Genomic DNA, 17,521 nt, shown 5'->3' on the forward strand with positions numbered 1-17,521 from the left:
AAAGATGGTGACAGTTGGACTCGCGGAGACGCCCCCTCACCCGGATTGCATCTTCGATGCAATCCGACCTCTCCCCGCAAGCGCGGCGAGGTGGAGACCAGCGCTCGCCGCCTTACTCCGCCGGCTTCTCGTCCCGGCGCATCGCGCGCTCGTCCTGCAAGGCGCGCCTCCCGCGGCGCTCGGCGAAACGGTCGATCATCTGGCTGATGAGGCCGCGCGGCTTCTTCGGTGTCGCCGCAGTCGGGGCGCGGCGAACGGGCGGCGAAATCTTCTCAAACGTGAACGCTGGCATCGTGTGTCCCCTCGCCGTTGAGATGAACCACTTGCTCGAATTTCCCTGTTATCCGGACGAAGCGCAACTGCCGCACCCTTTACTCCACTCGACTCGAACGGAACTTTTCAAGCACAGTCCATGCCAGATGCGACGTAAATGCGTCGACATTGCGAACTCACCCCTGTGATCCTAGACTGAGCAATCATGTTCGAAGCGCACTTCCAGACATTCGAGGAGCCCGAGGCCGGCGTCGCAATGACGGCGCGCCTTGCCGCGCTCCGCGAAGAACTCGCCCGCCGCAAGCTGACCGGCTTCGTCATTCCCCGCGCCGACCAGCAGCAGAACGAATATGTGGCGCCGTCGGAAGAGCGGCTGGCTTGGCTGACCGGCTTTACGGGCTCGGCGGGACTGGCGGTGGTGCTGACCCGCGAGGCCGCATTGTTCGTCGACGGCCGCTACACGATCCAGGCCGCCAAGCAGGTCGATGCAAAGGCCTGGGCGGTGGAATCGCTGATCGATCCGCCGCCGGAGAGTTGGGTGTCGGCGCATCTGAACGCCGGCGACCGCCTCGGATTTGATCCGTGGCTGCACACTTCTGCGGCAGCCGAGCGCTTGTCCGCCGCCTGCGCCAAGGCCGGCGCCGAGCTGGTCGCGGTCGACAGCAATCCGGTCGATGCCATCTGGCCGGACCGGCCGCAGCCGCCGCTCGCGCCCGTCGCCGTGCATGGAATGCAACATGCCGGGGTCACTGAAGCCGAGAAGCTGACGCAGATCAGGAGCGAGATCGCCAAGCTCGGCGCCGACGCGCTGGTGCTCTCCGACAGCCACGCGGTGGCCTGGACCTTCAACATCCGCGGCGCCGACGTTGCGCACACGCCGCTGCCACTGTCCTACGCGCTGGTGCCGAAGGACGGCCGGCCGACCGTCTTCATCGACCACCGCAAGCTCTCGAACCTCACGCGCGACCATCTCGAACAGTGCGCCGACGTGCGCGAGCCCGACGCGATGGCGCCGACGCTGATGGCGCTGGCCAAGGGCGGCGGATCGATCGCGCTCGACAATGCGACGGCGGCCGACGCGCTGAGCCGGCTGATCGCGGGAGCCGGCGGCAAGCCGGTGCGTGGCAGCGATCCGATCGCGCTGCTCAAAGCGGTCAAGAACGCGACCGAGATCGCCGGCACGCGGACGGCACACCGGCGCGATGCCGTGGCGCTGGCGCGCTTCCTTGCGTGGGTCGATCGTGAGGCACCAAGCGGCAGGCTCACCGAGATCGACGCAGTCGAGGCGCTGGAGACGTTCCGCCGCGACACCGGCGCGCTGAAGGATGTCTCGTTCCCGACCATCTCCGGCACCGGCCCGAACGGCGCCATCGTGCACTACCGCGTCACCCGCAAGAGCAACCGGCGGATCGCACCCGGCGACCTGCTGCTGATCGATTCCGGCGCGCAATATGAAGACGGCACCACCGACGTCACCCGCACCATGGCGGTCGGCGAACCCACGGACGAGATGCGCGACCGTTTCACCCGCGTGCTGCGCGGCCATATCGCGATCGCACGCGCGGTCTTCCCCGACGGCACCACCGGCGCGCAGCTCGACACGCTGGCGCGGCAATATCTCTGGGCCGCCGGCGTCGATTTCGAGCACGGCACCGGCCACGGCGTCGGCAGCTATCTCAGCGTGCATGAGGGGCCGGCACGCATTTCAAAGCTCGGCACCACGCCGCTGAAGCGCGGCATGATCCTCTCCAACGAGCCCGGCTACTACAAGACCGACGGCTTCGGCATCCGCATCGAGAACCTCGAGCTGGTGGTTGCCGCCGACATCAAGGGCGCCGAGAAGCCGATGAATGCGTTCGAGACGCTGACGCTGGCGCCGATCGACCGCCGGCTGATCGACGTCGCCATGCTGGGCAAGGACGAGCTCGACTGGCTCAATGCCTACCACGCCCGCGTAAGAGCCGAGGTAGGACCGGCGCTGGACGAGGCGACCAGGGCCTGGCTCGATCAAGCGACGGCGGAGCTGAAGCGGTAAGTTCGCCGTTCCGCCGTGCGCATGGCACTACGCGATTTGCGCAACTCTCCTCGCCCCACCACAGCTGTCATGCCCCGCGAAGGCGGGGCATCCAGTACACCGCGGCTTTTCCGTATACGATTTCTGCCTCTGGAATACTGGATTCCCCGCCTACGCGGGGAATGACAGCGGAGAGCGCAGTGAGCGTCGCGCCGCTCTCATCACCATCCCAAAATCCGTATGGCCGCATTCCGAAACGCCGATATCCGACTTGCGCAAGCACGCTACAGTCGGATTCGACTTTCTACGAGACGGACACGCATGCACGGCACGATCAGCAAGCCGCCGGGAGCGGCCACCAACATCGCGACATCGCGCGTGGTGCTGCTATTGCTCGTCGTCATGACCGGCATCGCGCCGATCTCGCTCTACATGCTGGTTCCGGCGCTGCCGGTGCTGGCGACGAATTTCGGTAGCGACATCTCGATCGCGCAGATGACGGTGTCGCTCTACATGGTCGGCATCGCGCTGTCGCAGCTCATCATGGGACCGCTGTCGGACAGGTTCGGGCGGCGCCCGGTGCTGCTTGCGGGCCTCGCGCTGATGGTCGCGGCCTCCGTTGCCTGCATCTTCGCGCAAAACCTGCCGCAGCTGATCGCTGCACGCTTCTTCCAGGCGCTGGGCGGCGCCACCGGCATGGTGGTGAGCCGCGCCATCATCCGCGACATCTACGCACGCGATCGCGTCGCCTCGATGATCAGCCTGGTGGTCGCGGCCCTGATGATCGGGCAGATGGTGTCCCCGCTCACCGGCGGCCTGATCGAGACCGCCTTCGGCTGGCGCGCGATCTTCTATGCCATCACCATCGGCGCCATCACGGTCGCAGTCGGCATCGCGGTCGCACTGCCGGAGACACGCCGCGACCGCGCCGCCGGCAGCGGCTTCCGCGGCGACGTCGGCATCCTGATCCGCAACCGCGCCTTCGTCGGCTACGTGATGTGCCAGGTGCTGGCCTCGCAGATCATCTTCACCTTTGCCGGCGGCGGTCCCTATATCGTGGTGACGCAGATGGGCCGGACCAGCGCCGAATACGGCGCCTGGTTCGCGACCTCGGGCTTTGCCTACCTGGTCGGCAATCTCCTCTGCGTGCGCTTCGCGCCGCGGCACTCGCTGGAGAAGCTGATCTGGTTCGGGCTCGCCCTCCAGCTCGGCGGCAGCCTTGCGAACCTGCTGTTCAGCTTCACCGGCTGGAACGAAGCGCCCGCCTGGTTGTTCGGCACGCAGATGATCGTGATGGCCGGCAATGCCTTCGTCATGGCGAATTCCGCCGCCGGCGCCATCAGCATCCGCCCAGAGGCGGCCGGCACCGCCTCGGGGGCGATGGGCTTCCTCCAGCAGGGCATCGGCGCGCTGATGTCGCAATTCGGCGCCTATCTCGGCGGCCATTCCACGACGACGCTGCCGCTGACCTCCGCGGTCCTCGCGATCTCGCTGCTCTGCGCCGGCATGATGATCTTCGTCGTACCCCGCCGCGAGGTTGTGGTGAGCGAGGCGCTGATCGAGCAGGCGGAGGAGGAAGAGAGCGGGATGATGTGAGGGTTTTTTCTCCGTCATTCCGGGGCGCCTCGGAGAGGCGAACCCGGAATCTCGAGATTCTCAGGTGCGCAATTGCGCACCATAGTTCGATGCTTCGCATCGCCCCGGAATGACGGAATCAAAATCACTCCCCGATCAGCTTCAGCCACTCATCTTCCGTCAAAACCTTGACGCCGTGCTTGTTGGCCTCCGCGAGCTTCGAGCCGGCGCCGGGGCCGGCGACGACGAGATCGGTCTTCTTCGACACCGAGCCTGACACCTTGGCGCCAAGCCTCTCCGCGGTCGCCTTGGCCTCATCCCGCGTCATCTTCTCCAGCGAGCCCGTGAACACGACCGTCTTGCCGGCGACGGCGGAATTGCTCTTCGGCTTCTCGGCGTCGATGATCTCGACCTCTTTCGTCAGCCGCTCGACGATGCCGCGATTATGGCTCTCGCCGAAATAGTCAGCGATGCTCTTGATCACGGTGTCGCCGATCTGGTCCAGCGCATCCATGTCCGCCATCGCCTCCTCGTCGCCCTTGGCGACCTTCAGGCAGGCATCGTGGAAGGCGTCCCATGAACCGTAGCCGCGCGCCAGCGCCAGCGCCGTGGTCTCGCCGACATGACGCATGCCGAGCGCATAGACGAAGCGCTCCAGCGCGATTCTGCGGCGACTCTCGATGGCGCCGAAGAGATTGCGCACCGATGTCGCGCCGTATCCCTCGATTTCCTCCAGCTTGAGCTTGTTGTTGCGCTTCTCCAGCGTGAAGATGTCGGCGGGCTCCTTGACCCAGCCTTCATCGAAGAAATACTGAAGCTGCTTCTCGCCGAGCCCGTCGATGTCGAAGGCACGCCGCGACACGAACAGCTTGAGGTGCTCGATCTTCTGATAGGGGCAGGCGAACTCGCCGGTGCAGCGGGCCCGCGAGCCCTCCTCGCCGGTCGCCGTCTCCTCGCGCGTGACGTCGGTATGCAACGGGCACGGGCACTTCTTCGGGAAGTGGAATTCCCTGGCGGTCTTCGGCCGCTTGTCGAGGACGACGTCGACCACCTGCGGAATCACATCGCCGGCGCGCTGGATCACGACGGTGTCACCGATCCTGATATCGCGCCCCTCGCGCAGCACCTCGCCCTTGTTGCCGATGCCCTTGATGTAGTCTTCGTTGTGCAACGTGACGTTCTGCACGATCACGCCGCCGACGCCGACCGGCTCGAGCTTGCCGACCGGCGTGAACGAGCCGGTGCGGCCGACCTGGATCTCGATGTCGCGCAGCACCGTCATGGCGCGCTCGGCCGGGAATTTGTGCGCAATGCCCCAGCGCGGCGTGCGCGAGACGAAGCCGAGCCGCTCCTGCCAGTCGATGCGGTCGACCTTGTAGACGACGCCGTCGATGTCGTAGTCGAGTCTTGCGCGCTGCTCCTCGATCGAATGATGGAAGGCGAGCAGCTCCTCGACGGAGTGACAGAGCTTGGTCAGCGGATTGGTCTTGAAACCGCAACGCTCGAACCAGCCGATCATGCCGCTCTGCGTACCCTCAGGCATCGCGCTCATCTCGCCCCAGGCATAGGCGAAGAAGCCGAGCGGGCGCGAGGCGGTGATGGTGGGATCCTTTTGCCGCAAGGAGCCTGCGGCCGAGTTGCGCGGATTGGCGAAGATGGTGTCGCCCGCCGCCCTCTGCCGCTCGTTGAGCGCAAGGAAGGCCTGCTTGGTCATGTAGACCTCGCCGCGCACCTCGCAGATATCAGGAACGTTGCGGCCCTTGAGCTTCTGCGGCACGTCTTCGAGCGTGCGGATGTTGGCGGTGACGTCCTCGCCTACCGCGCCATCGCCGCGCGTCGCTGCGGTGACGAGTTCGCCGCCCTCGTAGCGCAGCGACATCGAGAGACCGTCGATCTTCGGCTCGGCGGAGAAATCGACCTTGCCGTCGTCGAGTTTGAGGAAGCGGACGATGCGGCCGACGAAGTCGCGCACGTCCTCTTCGGCAAAGGCGTTGTCGAGCGACAGCATCGGCAGGGAATGCCGCACCTTCCTGAAGCGCCCGGACGGCGCCGCGCCGACCTTCTGCGACGGCGACTCCGCGCTGACGAACTCCGGAAAGCGCGTCTCGATCGCATTGAAGCGNTGGCGCAGCGCGTCGTACTCGGCATCGGTGACGGTGGGCGCGTCGTCCTGATAGTAGCGCTCGTTATGTCCCTCGATCTCGAGCGCGAGCCGCATGTGCTCGACCTTGGCCTGCGCCTTGGTGAGATCGGCGACGTCGCGAAGCGGCGGTTTGGATTTTGCTGCTCTGGCCATCATACTTAAGGTTCTAGCTCGTCGTTCCGGGATGGTCCGAAGGACCAGACCCGGAACCTCGAGATTCCGGGTTCGCACTTCGTGCGCCCCGGAATGACGGTGGGGAGAGGGGATTATGGCTTATTACGTCTATATCCTAGCAAGATCCTAGCAAGCCGGCGCGACGGGGCAATCTATGTCGGCATTACTAACGACCTCGTCCGTCGCGTCTACGAACATCGAATCAAGGCCGTTCCGGGCTTCACGGCCAAATACAACATCACGCGCCTGGTTTGGTTCGAGACGTACGACGCCCGATCTCGGCGATCTCACGCGAGAAAGAACTCAAAAAGTGGAAGCGAGCCTGGAAAACCCAGCTGATCGAGAAGGACAATCCAAATTGGGATGATCTATACGAGTCGATCTGCAATTAAGAGAGTCATTCCGGGATGGTCCGAAGGACCAGACCCGGAATCTCGAGATTCCGGGTTCGATGCTTCGCATCGCCCCGGAATGACGGTGGAAACAGACTAAGCCGTCGCCGCCTTGAGCAACCGTTCCGCGGCCGCCCTCGCCTCCGCCGTGATCTCGGCGCCGGCGAGCATACGGGCGATTTCCTCGCGGCGGTGGTCGGCGGCCAGCGCATTGACGCGGGTGGCGACGCGCTTGCCCTTGTCGAGGGCATCCTTGGAAATCAGGAGATGCTGATCGGCCCGGGCGGCGACCTGCGGGGCGTGGGTCACGGCCATGACCTGAACCTTGCCGGCAAGGCGCGCCAGGCGCCCGCCGATAGCGTCCGCAACGGCGCCGCCGACACCGGTGTCGATTTCGTCGAACACCAGGGTCGGCGCCGAGCCGCGGTCGGACAGCACGACCTTGAGCGCCAGCAGGAAGCGCGACAGCTCGCCGCCGGAGGCGACCTTCATCAGCGGCCCCGGCTTGGTGCCCGGATTGGTCTGCACCCAGAACTCGACGCGATCAAAACCTTGCGGGCCCGGCGTGGCCTCGTCGGTGTCGACCTGGGTCATGAACTTGGCGCGCTCGAGCTTGAGCGGCGCGAGCTCGGCATTGACGGCCTTGTTGAGCTTCTCGGCCGACTTCTGCCGCGCCATCGACAGTTTCTTGGCGGCGGCCGCATAGCGGCTATCGGCCTCGATCGCGGCCTGCTCCAGCTTCTTCAGCTGCGAGGCGCCGGCATCGATCAGCACGACGTCGGCGGCGTATCGGGCGGCGAGCGCGGCGAGGCCGTCGACCGGCGTCGAATATTTGCGCGAGGCGGCGCGCAGGGCGAACAGCCGCTCCTCGATGCGCTCGAGCTCGGCCGGATCGAAATCGGTCGCGGCGAGCGCGGCCTGGAGATGCTGGTCGGCTTCCTCCAGCGCGTTGATGGCGGCGTCGATCGCCTTCACGGCAGGCTCGACCAGCGCCGGCGAATTGACACCACGGCGCTCCAGGCGGCGTACCGCCGCCGACAGGGCCGCGACCGGCGAATGGTTGCCGCCGACCGCTTCCTGCGCCTCGCGCAGATCGGAGGCGATCTTCTCGCCCTGCATCATGGTGGTGCGGCGGGACGCCAGCGAGGTCTCCTCGCCATCCTTGGGCGCGAGCTGCTTCAGCTCATCGGAAGCGTGGCGCAGATAGTCGGCCTCACGCGCGGCGCGCTCCATGCCGGCGCGATGCTGCTCCAGCGCGCCGTTGGCGGTGCGGCGCGCCTCCCAGAGCGCTTCCACGGCTGCAACATCCTTTTCGAGGCCGGCAAAGGCATCGAGCAGGCGGCGGTGGGTGGCGGCATCGACCAGCGCACGCTCGTCATGCTGGCCATGGATCTCGACCAGGGCGGCGCCGACCGCCTTCAGGGTCTGCACACTGATCGACTGGTCGTTGATGAAGGCGCGGGTGCGGCCGTCGGCGAGCTGCACGCGGCGCAGGATCATCTCGCCGGTATCGTCCAGGCCGTTCTCGGCCAGGATGTTCGTTGCGGGGTGATTCTTGGGAATATCGAAGACGGCGGTGACTTGACCCTGCTCCGCACCATGGCGCACGAGGCCGGCATCGCCGCGGCCGCCGAGCGCCAGCGCAAAGGCATCGAGCAGGATGGATTTGCCCGCACCGGTCTCGCCGGTCAGAACCGCGAGCCCGGTGGCGAATTCGATATCGAGCCGTTCGATCAGGACGATGTCACGGATCGACAGACGCGCCAGCATAGAATCGAGTTTCCTGTTAGAGGCCCATCTTCTTGAAGGTCCTGCTGATCCAGGATCCCTGATTCTCGCTGGGCTCGAGACCGCCGGACTTTACAAGATTATAGGCGTCCTTGTACCAGCGGCTGTCAGGAAAATTGTGGCCAAGCACGGCGGCCGCGGTCTGGGCCTCGCCGACGATGCCGATCGCCATGTAGGACTCGGTGAGGCGAAACAGCGCCTCTTCGACGTGCCGCGTGGTCTGGTACTGCGTGACCACGGCCTTGTAGCGGTTGATCGCCGCGGTGTAGTCGCGCTTTTGCATGTAGTAGCGGCCGACATTCATTTCCTTGCCGGCGAGCTGATCGCGCGCACCCTCGATCTTGGCCTTGGCCGAGGTCGCGTATTCGGACGTCGGATATTTGCGCACCACCTCTTCCAGCGATGCGATCGCCTTCTCGGTGCGAGTCTGGTCGCGGCTGATGTCCGGGATCTGGTCGTAGTGAGAGGCGGCGATCAGGTATTGCGCATAGGCCGCGTCGGGACTGCCGGGATGCAGCGTGACGTAGCGGGTGGCGGCGCCGATGCAGCCGTCATAGTCGCCGCCCATATAGGACGCATAGGCGGACATCAGCAGCGATTTGCGGGCCCACTCGGAATAAGGATGTTGGCGATCGACCTCTTCGAACTTCTTGGTCGCCGCCTTCAAATCCTTCTTCTCGTTCATGAGGTACAGGCCCTCATTGTAGATCTTGTCGGCGGGCTCCTCGACGAAGGTATCGTCCTTGGCGGTGAACTTGTCCCAGAGTTCGCCGGTGCCGCAGCCGGCCAGCGGCAGCGCGAGCATGACGAAGGTGGCGGCCTGAAGCAGCCCCCGGGCCTTGGTCAAAGCCTTTGGCGAAACCGCGAGGTATCCGCGCGTCATACGCTGTGCCGACATGAGTTTTGACCTGACGCCCTGTGATGCGGTGCCCGCCAGCCCATGAAATCCCGTCATGGGCGCGAAATGTGACCGTGGTGCCTGCCATGCGACCACGCCGATGTAACCGAAAAACGATCGTTAACTCACCGGATAGGCAGGCATTTCGCCCGGATTAAGGCGAATGTGCCGCAATGCTAGCCCATCATGGTTACCAGGAGTTTCTCGGGGTGGTCGCGACCGGCGCTCCGCGACAACAGGTCCTTCAGGACACGTCCGGACCGTAGGCCGCGGCGATCCGGCCGCCGACGATGCCGTGACCGACATCGCCCACGGGACGCGTGGTGCGGCGGGCCGCCTCACCCTCGACCACCCGCCAGGCGGTGCGGTCGGCAAGCAGCGCGGTCAGGACAGCGTGGTTGAGCTTGTGGCCGCCGCGCACCGAACGGTAGGCGCCAAGCAGCGGCAGGCCGGCCAGCGCGAGGTCGCCGATCACGTCCAGCACCTTGTGACGGGCACATTCATCGGCGAAGCGCAGGCCCTCGGTGTTGAGCAGCCGCTCGTCGTCGAACACGACGGTGTTGTCGAAGGAAGCGCCAAGGGCGTAGCCCGCACTCCACAACCGGGCGACGTCGCACATCAGGCCGAAGGTCCGGGCGCGACCGACTTCACGGCGGAAGCGTTCCGGGCTCAGATCGAAGGCGTAGCTTTGCTGGCCGATGACGGGATTGGTGAAGTCGATCTCGACCTCGGCGCGGAACCCGCTGGCATAGGGCCTGATCTCACCGAAGGAGTCGCCGATCTTGACCGAGATCGGCTTCAAAACCTGAATGAAGCGGCGCTGCGCCGGCTGGCTGACGATGCCGGCCTGGTCGATCGCCGCGATGAACGCCGCGGCGCTGCCGTCCATGATCGGCACTTCCGGCCCGTCGATCTCGATCGTGGCGTTGTCGACGCCCATGCCCCGCAGCGCAGCAAGCACATGCTCGGCGGTGGAGACCAGCGGACCGGTACGGTCGCCGAGGACGGTGGCGAAATCGGTCGCGATCACCTGCTCGGCGGTCGCCTGAACTTCGCGGTCACTTCCCTCAAGGCCCGTGCGGACAAAAATAAAACCCGCGTCGACCGGCGCAGGCCCAAGGGTGAGCGTCACAGGAAGACCGGAGTGAACGCCGACGCCTGCCACGGTGGCTTGCGCACGAAGCGTTGTTTGCCGGCTAAATTTCATCTGGAACCCGCCCCACTACGACCCATCGCGACTTATACTAGACCCACCGACCGGCCAAGGCCGCCCGTCCCGAATCCGTATCCCCAAGTCACGACAAACCATAGTCACTGCCCCAAACAGCGCCAACTCACGCTTTTTTACCGATTGTTACCCCAAACCCGCCGTATTCGCGCCAAGGCTTAACCAAATTGCGCAGGGGTTTTGGGCCGCTGCCGGCAGCTCTACAGAACCACTGAATGCATAATTAATGATTTAAAATCAGTTGCTTGACTGGGCAATCCGAACAGGTCCGGTGCAAAAGGAAAGGTCCCGGCAAGCTTCCCGCCGGGACCTTTTTTCTACCGACTTATTGTAACAATCCTCACGTCGCCTGCCGCCGCAGGAAGGCCGGGATATCAAGATGGTCGTCGCCCTGTGGCGCCGGCGCAACAGGTGCCGGGCGGCCATGCATGTCCAGGCCCTGCGGCGCGGGACGGCGGGCATACTCCGATACCGGTTCGCTGGCCGCGATCTGCTGCGCCACGGTCTTCTGTGGACGGCGCTCGGGCAGCGGCGGCATCGCCGGACCGGAGGTGCGGGCCGCAACCGGCGGCTCGCTTTCCTCGTCGCGGCGGCCGAGACCGACATTGGCGAGGCGCTGGAGCAGCGACAGGCGGCTCTTCTGCGGGGCCTCTTCTTCCACCTCGCCGCGGGCCTGACGAATCTCGGCCTGGGCCGGCATCGGCAGTTCCTCAATGCGCGGCATCCGCGGCGCACGGACCGGACGCTCGGCCTGCGGCGGAATGAAGTTTTCGGGCGTCATCTGCTCCTGCATCGCGACCGGGGCCATGTCAGGCTCCGGAAACAGGGTCGGCTTCTGGGCGATCGGGCGCACGGTGACGTCGCCATAGGTCTGCGTCGGCGCGGGCGCCTGCGGAACATCGGCAACGGCGGCAGCGATGGCGGCGAGCGCAGCGCGCTCGACATTCGGGCGCGGCGCGGCGGCCGGGGCCGGTGCGGTGGCCGGGATCTGGGCCTCCAGCTTCTGGGCGCGTTCGGCGAGGCGCTGATTGTCGGCACGGAGCCGCGCGGTCAGGTCGGCGAGACGGCTCTCGGCAGCTGCGGCCGGAGCGGCAGCCTGCTGCGCCTGCGGCGCCGCGTTCGCGACGGGAGCGGAGGTCGCCTGGCTGTTGCGGGCGATCGCGGCCTGCTCGATGCCGGTGGCGACGACCGAGACGCGAATGAGGCCGTCGAGTGCTTCGTCGAAGGTGGCGCCGACGATGATGTTGGCGTCCTGGTCGACTTCCTCGCGGATGCGGGTCGCGGCTTCGTCGACCTCGAACAGGGTGAGGTCCTTGCCGCCTGTGATGGAGATGAGGAGGCCCTTGGCGCCCTTCATCGAGGAATCGTCGATCAGCGGGTTGGCGATCGCAGCTTCAGCGGCGGTCAGCGCGCGCTTGTCGCCGGAGGCTTCGCCCGTACCCATCATTGCCTTGCCCATCTCGCGCATGACGGCGCGGACGTCGGCGAAGTCGAGGTTGATCAGGCCTTCCTTGACCATCAGGTCGGTGATGCAGGCAACGCCCGAATAGAGCACCTGGTCGGCCATCGCGAAGGCGTCGGCGAAGGTGGTCTTCTCGTTGGCGACCCGGAACAGGTTCTGGTTCGGGATGATCAGGAGCGTATCCACGACCTTGTGCAGCTCGTTGATGCCGGCCTCGGCCGTGCGCATGCGGCGGCCACCCTCGAAGTGGAACGGCTTGGTCACGACGCCGACGGTGAGGATGCCCATGTCGCGCGCGGTCTTGGCGATGACGGGAGCAGCGCCGGTGCCGGTGCCGCCGCCCATACCCGCGGTGACGAACACCATGTTGGCGCCCGAGAGATGGTCGCGCAGCTCGTCGATCACCTCTTCCGCCGCCGCCGCGCCGACGTTCGGCTGCGAGCCGGCGCCGAGGCCTTGCGTGACCGCCGTGCCCATCTGCACGATGCGCTGCGCCTTCGACATCGTCAGCGCCTGTGCATCGGTGTTGGCGACCACGAAGTCGACCCCCTGGAGGCCCGCCGTGATCATGTTGTTGACGGCGTTGCCACCGGCGCCGCCGACGCCGAACACGGTGATCCGGGGCTTCAGTTCGTGAATATCAGGAACATTGATGCTGATGGTCATGTTTGCCTCTCGATCACGCGCGCGTGGGTTCGCCCCGGCCGGCGGCCGCGGGAGTTGGTGAAAGTCGGGAATTGCGGAAAAGAATCATCAGAAGCCCTCGCGTAGCCATCGTCCGACCTTTCCGAAATAACCGCCGGTCCCTGTCTTGACCTGCTGCCGCGTATGCCGCGGTTCGACATGTTCGTGGTGAACATATTGCGGGTAGACGAGGAGTCCGGCCGGCACCGCGAACGCGGCGTTCTTCGCCTCGTTGGGCAGCCGGCCGAAACCGAGCGGACGTCCGACCCGCACGGGCCGGCCGAGAATCTGTGTTCCGAGCTCGACGAGGCCGGTGAGCTGCGAGGCGCCGCCCGAGAGCACGACGCGGCCCTTGGGCTCTGCCGCAAACGGCGAATCCTTCAGCCTGTCCCGAACCATTTCGAAGATTTCCTCGGCACGGTGCTTGACGATGTTGGCGATGGTGGCGCGGGAGACGATCTGCGGCAGATCCTGCTCGTCACCGGCGGTCGGCACGGACATCAACTCGCGCGAATCCGATCCACCGGTAATGACGGTGCCATATAGCGTCTTGATTCGCTCGGCATCTGCAATGGTCGCGGAGAGTCCGCGCGCGAGATCCATGGTGATGTGTTGCCCGCCGACCGCAAAACCCGCCGCATGCACGAAGCGGCCACCGGAATAGATCGCGATCGTCGTGGTGCCGGCACCCATCTCCACCACGGCAGCGCCGAGATCGGCCTCGTCGTCGGTCAGCACCGACAGACCGGCCACATAGGGGCTCGCCGCCATGGCTTCGACATTGATGTGGCAGCGCTCCACCGCGAGCATCAGGTTCCGCGCCACCGTGGCGTCGCAGGTGACGACGTTCATGTCGACGCCGAACTGATGGGCGACCATGCCGCGGGGATCGCGGATGCCCTTGACGCCGTCGAGCGTATAGCCGACCGGCAGCGCATGCAGCACGGTGCGGCCTTCGCCGGTGGCGTGGCGCATTCCGGTCGACGTCACGCGACTGACATCGGCCGGCGTCACCGCGCCGCCGCGGATATCGGCCGCGGCTTCGACCAGCTGGCCGGACAGACGGCCACCGGAGACCGACAGCAGCACGGACTCGACCCGCACCTTGGCCATCTTCTCGGCGAGCGCGACGGCCTGGCGCACCGCCTGCTCGCATTCGCCGAGGTCGATCACCGCGCCGGCCTTCATGCCGCGCGCCTGGATCTGGCTGTAGCCGATCAGCTCCACCGCATGAGTGCGGCCGCGCAGCGCATCGCTCGGCGCCGACGGCTTCAACCGCGCGATCATGCAGGCGATCTTGCTGGTGCCGATGTCGAGGCAGGCGACGAGGCCGCCGCGCTTGTGCGGCATCGGGCGCGTCTTCGGCGTCTGGGTGCGATCGAGACCGGTCATGCGGAATCCCCGGCCTTCTTCTTTTTCTTGTCCTTAAACTGATCCTCGCGCGCCTTGGCGGCGTCGTCGGACAGCTGCACCACCAGACGATCGGGCAGGCGCATGTCGACGGCGACGATGTCGCGGGAGAACAGCTTGTCCTCCTTGTCGAGCCTGGACAGCGTCGCCAGCGCGTTGCCGACGTCCTGCTCGGGCAGGCGGATGTCGAGACCGTCCTTGAGCCTCAGGTTCCAGCGCCGCTCACCGACGAAGATCGCGGCCTTGGTGATCGAATTGACCTGCGGATAGCGCGCCAGCAGCGCCAGGAAATCGCGGGCCTGCGTGTCGGCGCCCTTGCCGACCACGAGCGGCAGCGACAGGAAGCGGCGCGAGACATAGGGTTCGAGCACCGCGCCGTCGTCGGCGATGACGGAGAGCCGGCCGGCCTCCTGCCACAGCGCGAACGCCTTGCGCTCGGTGATCTCGATCATGAGCTGGCCCGGATAGAGCTTCAGCACGGTCGCGTCCGCAATCCAGGGATTGGCCTTGAGCTTGTCGCGCACGGCATCGGCATCGAGGAACAGCAGCGAGGAGCGGCCGCTGACGCCACCGGTCGCGAGAATCTCGTCCTGGGTGAGCTGCTTGCGGCCGTTGATGACGACCGAGGTGATGCGGAAACCGGCGGAATTGGCCAGCGCATTGCGCGCGTCGCTGACCGCCGTGATGAAATCCTGGAGATGGCCGCCCTTGACGATGCCGAAGCCGCAGCTTCCGATCAGGAGCAGCACGGTCATGCTGATGCCGACCCGGCGCGGCAGATAGCGCTCGACCAGCGCGACCACGCGCGGCGGCGGCTCACGCTCGATGACGGGCTTGGCCTTCCTGATCTTGTCCTTGGCAGCACGCGCCTTGTGAAGTCTTTCCTGGCGCTTGTCCTGCACCCACTCGCGCAGAAGCACGACCGCTCCGACAGCGGCCGCCTTCAGGTCAGCTTGGGGCCTCAGCGATCTGAAAAGCGACCGGGTGAGGCTTCCTGCACCATCCATTGCACGAGCTCGTCAACAGTTTGCCCGCGACAACGCGCGGGTCCTGGCGAACATGACGTCTCGGACTTGCCGGGCCGGGTGCTGGTCTTCAGCAGATGAAGCCTCTCCCCTTCAAGCGTTTGCTGGAGGTGACATCACCCGCAACAGCTCACGCGCCGGCAGCCAAAGCGCCATATGCGCCGCCAGCGTTAACCTTCGGACGTCCTGGTAAACAAAAGGTAAAATTCGTTAACGCCGGATGCTTTTTGCCTCGCCATGTGAGGCATTTATGCCGCGATGTCCGGCATTTTACCGGTTTTAGGCCCCAAAGCGGCCCGTTTCGGTCGTTTGGCCGTTAACCAGTCCTAATTATTTCCGGGCCCGCCGCTCGGCGAGCTCGACCAGGCCGCGCAGGAAGTCGACGAATGCGATGCCCTCGGCCTTCAGCGCCTTGGGGTAGAGCGAAGAGTTGGTCAGCCCGGGCAGCGTGTTGGTTTCGAGATAGACCAGGCCCCTGTCCGAGACGATGAAGTCCGAGCGGGAATAGCCGGTGCAGGACATGGCGCGATGCGCCAGCATCGCCTGCTCCTTCAGCGCGGCGGTGATCTCGGGCGAGAAGCGGCCGGGGCAGATCTCCTGGGTCGACTTCAGCAGATATTTCGCGGCGTAGTCGAAATTGCCCTCGCCCGGAATGATCTCGATCGGCGGCAGCGCGATGATCGAACCGTCCAGCCGCTCCAGCACGCCGCAGGTCGCTTCCACGCCGGCGATGTAGGGCTCGATGACGTACTCTTCGTGCTTTGCAGCGTTTCGGACAGCGACGAGGTCCTGCCTGGCGTTGACGAAGATCAGGCCGTAGCTCGATCCATCCCTGGCCGGCTTTGCGATCAGCCGGCCATGTTCGGCGAGGGCTTCGTCGATGCTCTCCAGCGCAACGCCTGCCGGCGGCGTCACGCCGCCGAGCGCGGCGAAATGCTTGGCCGCGATCTTATCGAAGGCAAGATGCGAGGAGGCCGAGCCCGATCCGGTGAAGGCCACGCCGCGTGCCTCGCACATCACCTGCAGTTCGCCGTTCTCCGCGCGCCCGCCATGCAGGCCGAGCACGAGCACGCGGTCCTCAGCCTTGGCCTGGTCGAGCGCCTGCTCCAAGGGAATGCCGCGCGTGCCCGGCTTGAACTCGTCCTCGAACGGACGGGCATGTTCGAGCAGTTGCTTCGACTGCACGACATGCACCTTGTCCTCGACGTCCCACCACCACAGATCGGCCTCGGGCAGCGCCTGGTGCAGCGCCTGGGCTGAGGCGACCGAGACAAGACGCTCGCGGTTGGAGCCGCCGAAGAGGATGGTGATGCGCATTCGCTGCCTCGCATTTCGTCATTCCGGGATGGTGCGCAAGCACCAGACCCGGAATCTCGAGATTCCGGGTGGCGCTGTGCGCCCCCGGAATGACCGTTAGAGGGAAACCCCGATCCGTTTGATTTCCCAGTGTAGCTCAATTCCGGAATTCGCCTTCACGCGTTGGCGTACGGTCTCGCCCAGCGTCTCGATGTCGTGCGCGGTCGCCTCGCCCGTGTTGATCAGGAAATTGCAGTGCATCTCCGAGACCTGCGCGCCGCCGACGCGCAGGCCACGGCAGCCGGCGGCGTCGATCAGCTTCCAGGCGGAATGGCCGGGCGGATTCTTGAAGGTGGAGCCGCCGGTCTTCTCGCGGATCGGCTGCGCGGTCTCGCGATGGCTCTGCACCTCCGCCATGCGCGCGCGGATCGCGTCAGTGTCCCTGATCTCGCCGCGAAAGCGCGCGGAGGTGAAGATGATGGAGGGATCGACGCCGCTGTTGCGATAGACGAACTTCATGCCGGCGTTGGAGAACACATGCTTCGTACCGTCGCGAGCGACGCCATGCGCCTCGATCAACACGTCCTTGGTCTCGCCGCCATTGGCGCCCGCGTTCATCCGTAGCGCGCCGCCGATGGTGCCGGGAATGCCGAAGTAGAATTCGAGCCCGCCGATGTTGGCGCCGGCCGCCACTTCCGCCACGCGCTTGTCGAGCGCGGCAGCGCCGGCAGTGACGATGTCGCCGCTCGCGCTCGCCTCGCCGAAGGCGCGCGGCGCAAGGCGGATCACGACGCCTGCAATCCCGCCGTCGCGCACGATAAGGTTGGAGCCGACGCCGACGACATAGACCGGGATGTCGAGCGCGAGATGCGCGAGAAAATAAGCGAGATCGTCCTCGTCCGCCGGCGTGAACAGCACCTGCGCCGGACCGCCGACGCGAAACCAGGTGAGCTCGGCGAGCGACTGGTTGGCCAGCAGCCTGCCGCGAAGTTCGGGCATCGCGGCTTTGAGCGAGGGAGTGATGTCGGGGAAGCTCATGGCATCGCCTCGCGTGAGGGACGCACACTCTCTCCGTTCCCTCCCCCCTTGTAGGGGAGGGTCAGGGAGGGGGGTAGCCCCAAGCGGGGTCGGAGTTTGTGGCTACCCCCCTCCCCTGCCC

At 65.7% G+C, this 17,521-nt stretch carries 12 protein-coding genes and 1 pseudogene; 3 read left to right on the forward strand and 10 right to left on the reverse strand.

What is annotated here, in order from left to right; genetic code table 11:
* Positions 1–112 precede the first annotated feature (112 nt).
* Positions 113–292, reverse strand: a complete 180-nt coding sequence (locus GPL20_RS20320) for a hypothetical protein (RefSeq protein ID WP_157331270.1) — start codon at positions 290–292, stop codon at positions 113–115.
* A 186-nt stretch (positions 293–478) separates the two neighbouring features.
* Here GPL20_RS20320 and GPL20_RS20325 point away from each other — a divergent pair, with 186 nt between their 5' ends.
* Together GPL20_RS20325 and GPL20_RS20330 are read left to right on the forward strand one after the other, a co-directional pair.
* Positions 479–2,308 (forward strand): aminopeptidase P family protein, encoded by a 1,830-nt coding sequence (locus tag GPL20_RS20325; RefSeq protein WP_157331271.1) that lies wholly within the window; start codon positions 479–481, stop codon positions 2,306–2,308.
* Between the two features lie 300 nt (positions 2,309–2,608).
* Positions 2,609–3,883, forward strand: coding sequence for a multidrug effflux MFS transporter (locus GPL20_RS20330; RefSeq protein ID WP_157331272.1), 1,275 nt, complete (start codon positions 2,609–2,611; stop codon positions 3,881–3,883).
* Between the two features lie 124 nt (positions 3,884–4,007).
* On the opposite strand, the gene ligA is transcribed toward GPL20_RS20330, so the two are convergent.
* Entirely contained in the window at positions 4,008–6,158 is a 2,151-nt protein-coding gene (ligA, locus tag GPL20_RS20340; protein ID WP_167533124.1) for an NAD-dependent DNA ligase LigA, read from the reverse strand.
* A 93-nt stretch (positions 6,159–6,251) separates the two neighbouring features.
* Here ligA and GPL20_RS20345 point away from each other — a divergent pair.
* Positions 6,252–6,571, forward strand: a pseudogene (locus tag GPL20_RS20345) (GIY-YIG nuclease family protein).
* Positions 6,572–6,667: 96 nt separating this feature from the next.
* On the opposite strand, the gene recN reads toward GPL20_RS20345, so the two are convergent.
* From recN to murB, 8 genes are all read right to left on the reverse strand, one after another.
* Positions 6,668–8,341: a DNA repair protein RecN gene (gene recN, locus GPL20_RS20350; protein ID WP_157331274.1), complete on the reverse strand. Its 1,674-nt coding sequence runs from the start codon at positions 8,339–8,341 to the stop codon at positions 6,668–6,670.
* A 16-nt stretch (positions 8,342–8,357) separates the two neighbouring features.
* The gene (locus tag GPL20_RS20355) at positions 8,358–9,257 is read right to left on the reverse strand and encodes an outer membrane protein assembly factor BamD (RefSeq protein WP_157331275.1); all 900 of its coding nucleotides are present in this window, start codon (positions 9,255–9,257) and stop codon (positions 8,358–8,360) included.
* Positions 9,258–9,501: 244 nt separating this feature from the next.
* Positions 9,502–10,464 carry a UDP-3-O-acyl-N-acetylglucosamine deacetylase gene (gene lpxC, locus GPL20_RS20360; RefSeq protein WP_157331276.1) on the reverse strand — a complete coding sequence of 321 codons (963 nt, stop codon included), beginning with the start codon at positions 10,462–10,464 and terminating at the stop codon, positions 9,502–9,504.
* A gap of 361 nt (positions 10,465–10,825) precedes the next feature.
* Positions 10,826–12,613, reverse strand: a complete 1,788-nt coding sequence (gene ftsZ / locus GPL20_RS20365) for a cell division protein FtsZ (RefSeq protein ID WP_157331277.1) — start codon at positions 12,611–12,613, stop codon at positions 10,826–10,828.
* An 87-nt stretch (positions 12,614–12,700) separates the two neighbouring features.
* On the reverse strand, positions 12,701–14,023 hold the full coding sequence (ftsA, locus tag GPL20_RS20370; protein WP_157331278.1) for a cell division protein FtsA: 1,323 nt from the start codon (positions 14,021–14,023) through the stop codon (positions 12,701–12,703).
* Positions 14,020–15,048, reverse strand: a complete 1,029-nt coding sequence (locus GPL20_RS20375) for a cell division protein FtsQ/DivIB (protein ID WP_157331279.1) — start codon at positions 15,046–15,048, stop codon at positions 14,020–14,022. Before GPL20_RS20375 ends, ftsA begins: the two co-directional genes overlap by 4 nt.
* A gap of 348 nt (positions 15,049–15,396) precedes the next feature.
* Complete coding sequence (locus GPL20_RS20380) at positions 15,397–16,383, reverse strand: D-alanine--D-alanine ligase family protein (RefSeq protein WP_157331280.1); 987 nt, start codon at positions 16,381–16,383, stop codon at positions 15,397–15,399.
* Between the two features lie 96 nt (positions 16,384–16,479).
* Entirely contained in the window at positions 16,480–17,400 is a 921-nt protein-coding gene (gene murB, locus GPL20_RS20385) for a UDP-N-acetylmuramate dehydrogenase (RefSeq protein WP_157331281.1), read from the reverse strand.
* Positions 17,401–17,521 lie beyond the last annotated feature (121 nt).

Origin of the sequence: Bradyrhizobium cajani, assembly GCF_009759665.1 — a bacterium.
In the GTDB taxonomy this organism is placed as follows: Bacteria; Pseudomonadota; Alphaproteobacteria; order Rhizobiales; family Xanthobacteraceae; genus Bradyrhizobium; species Bradyrhizobium cajani.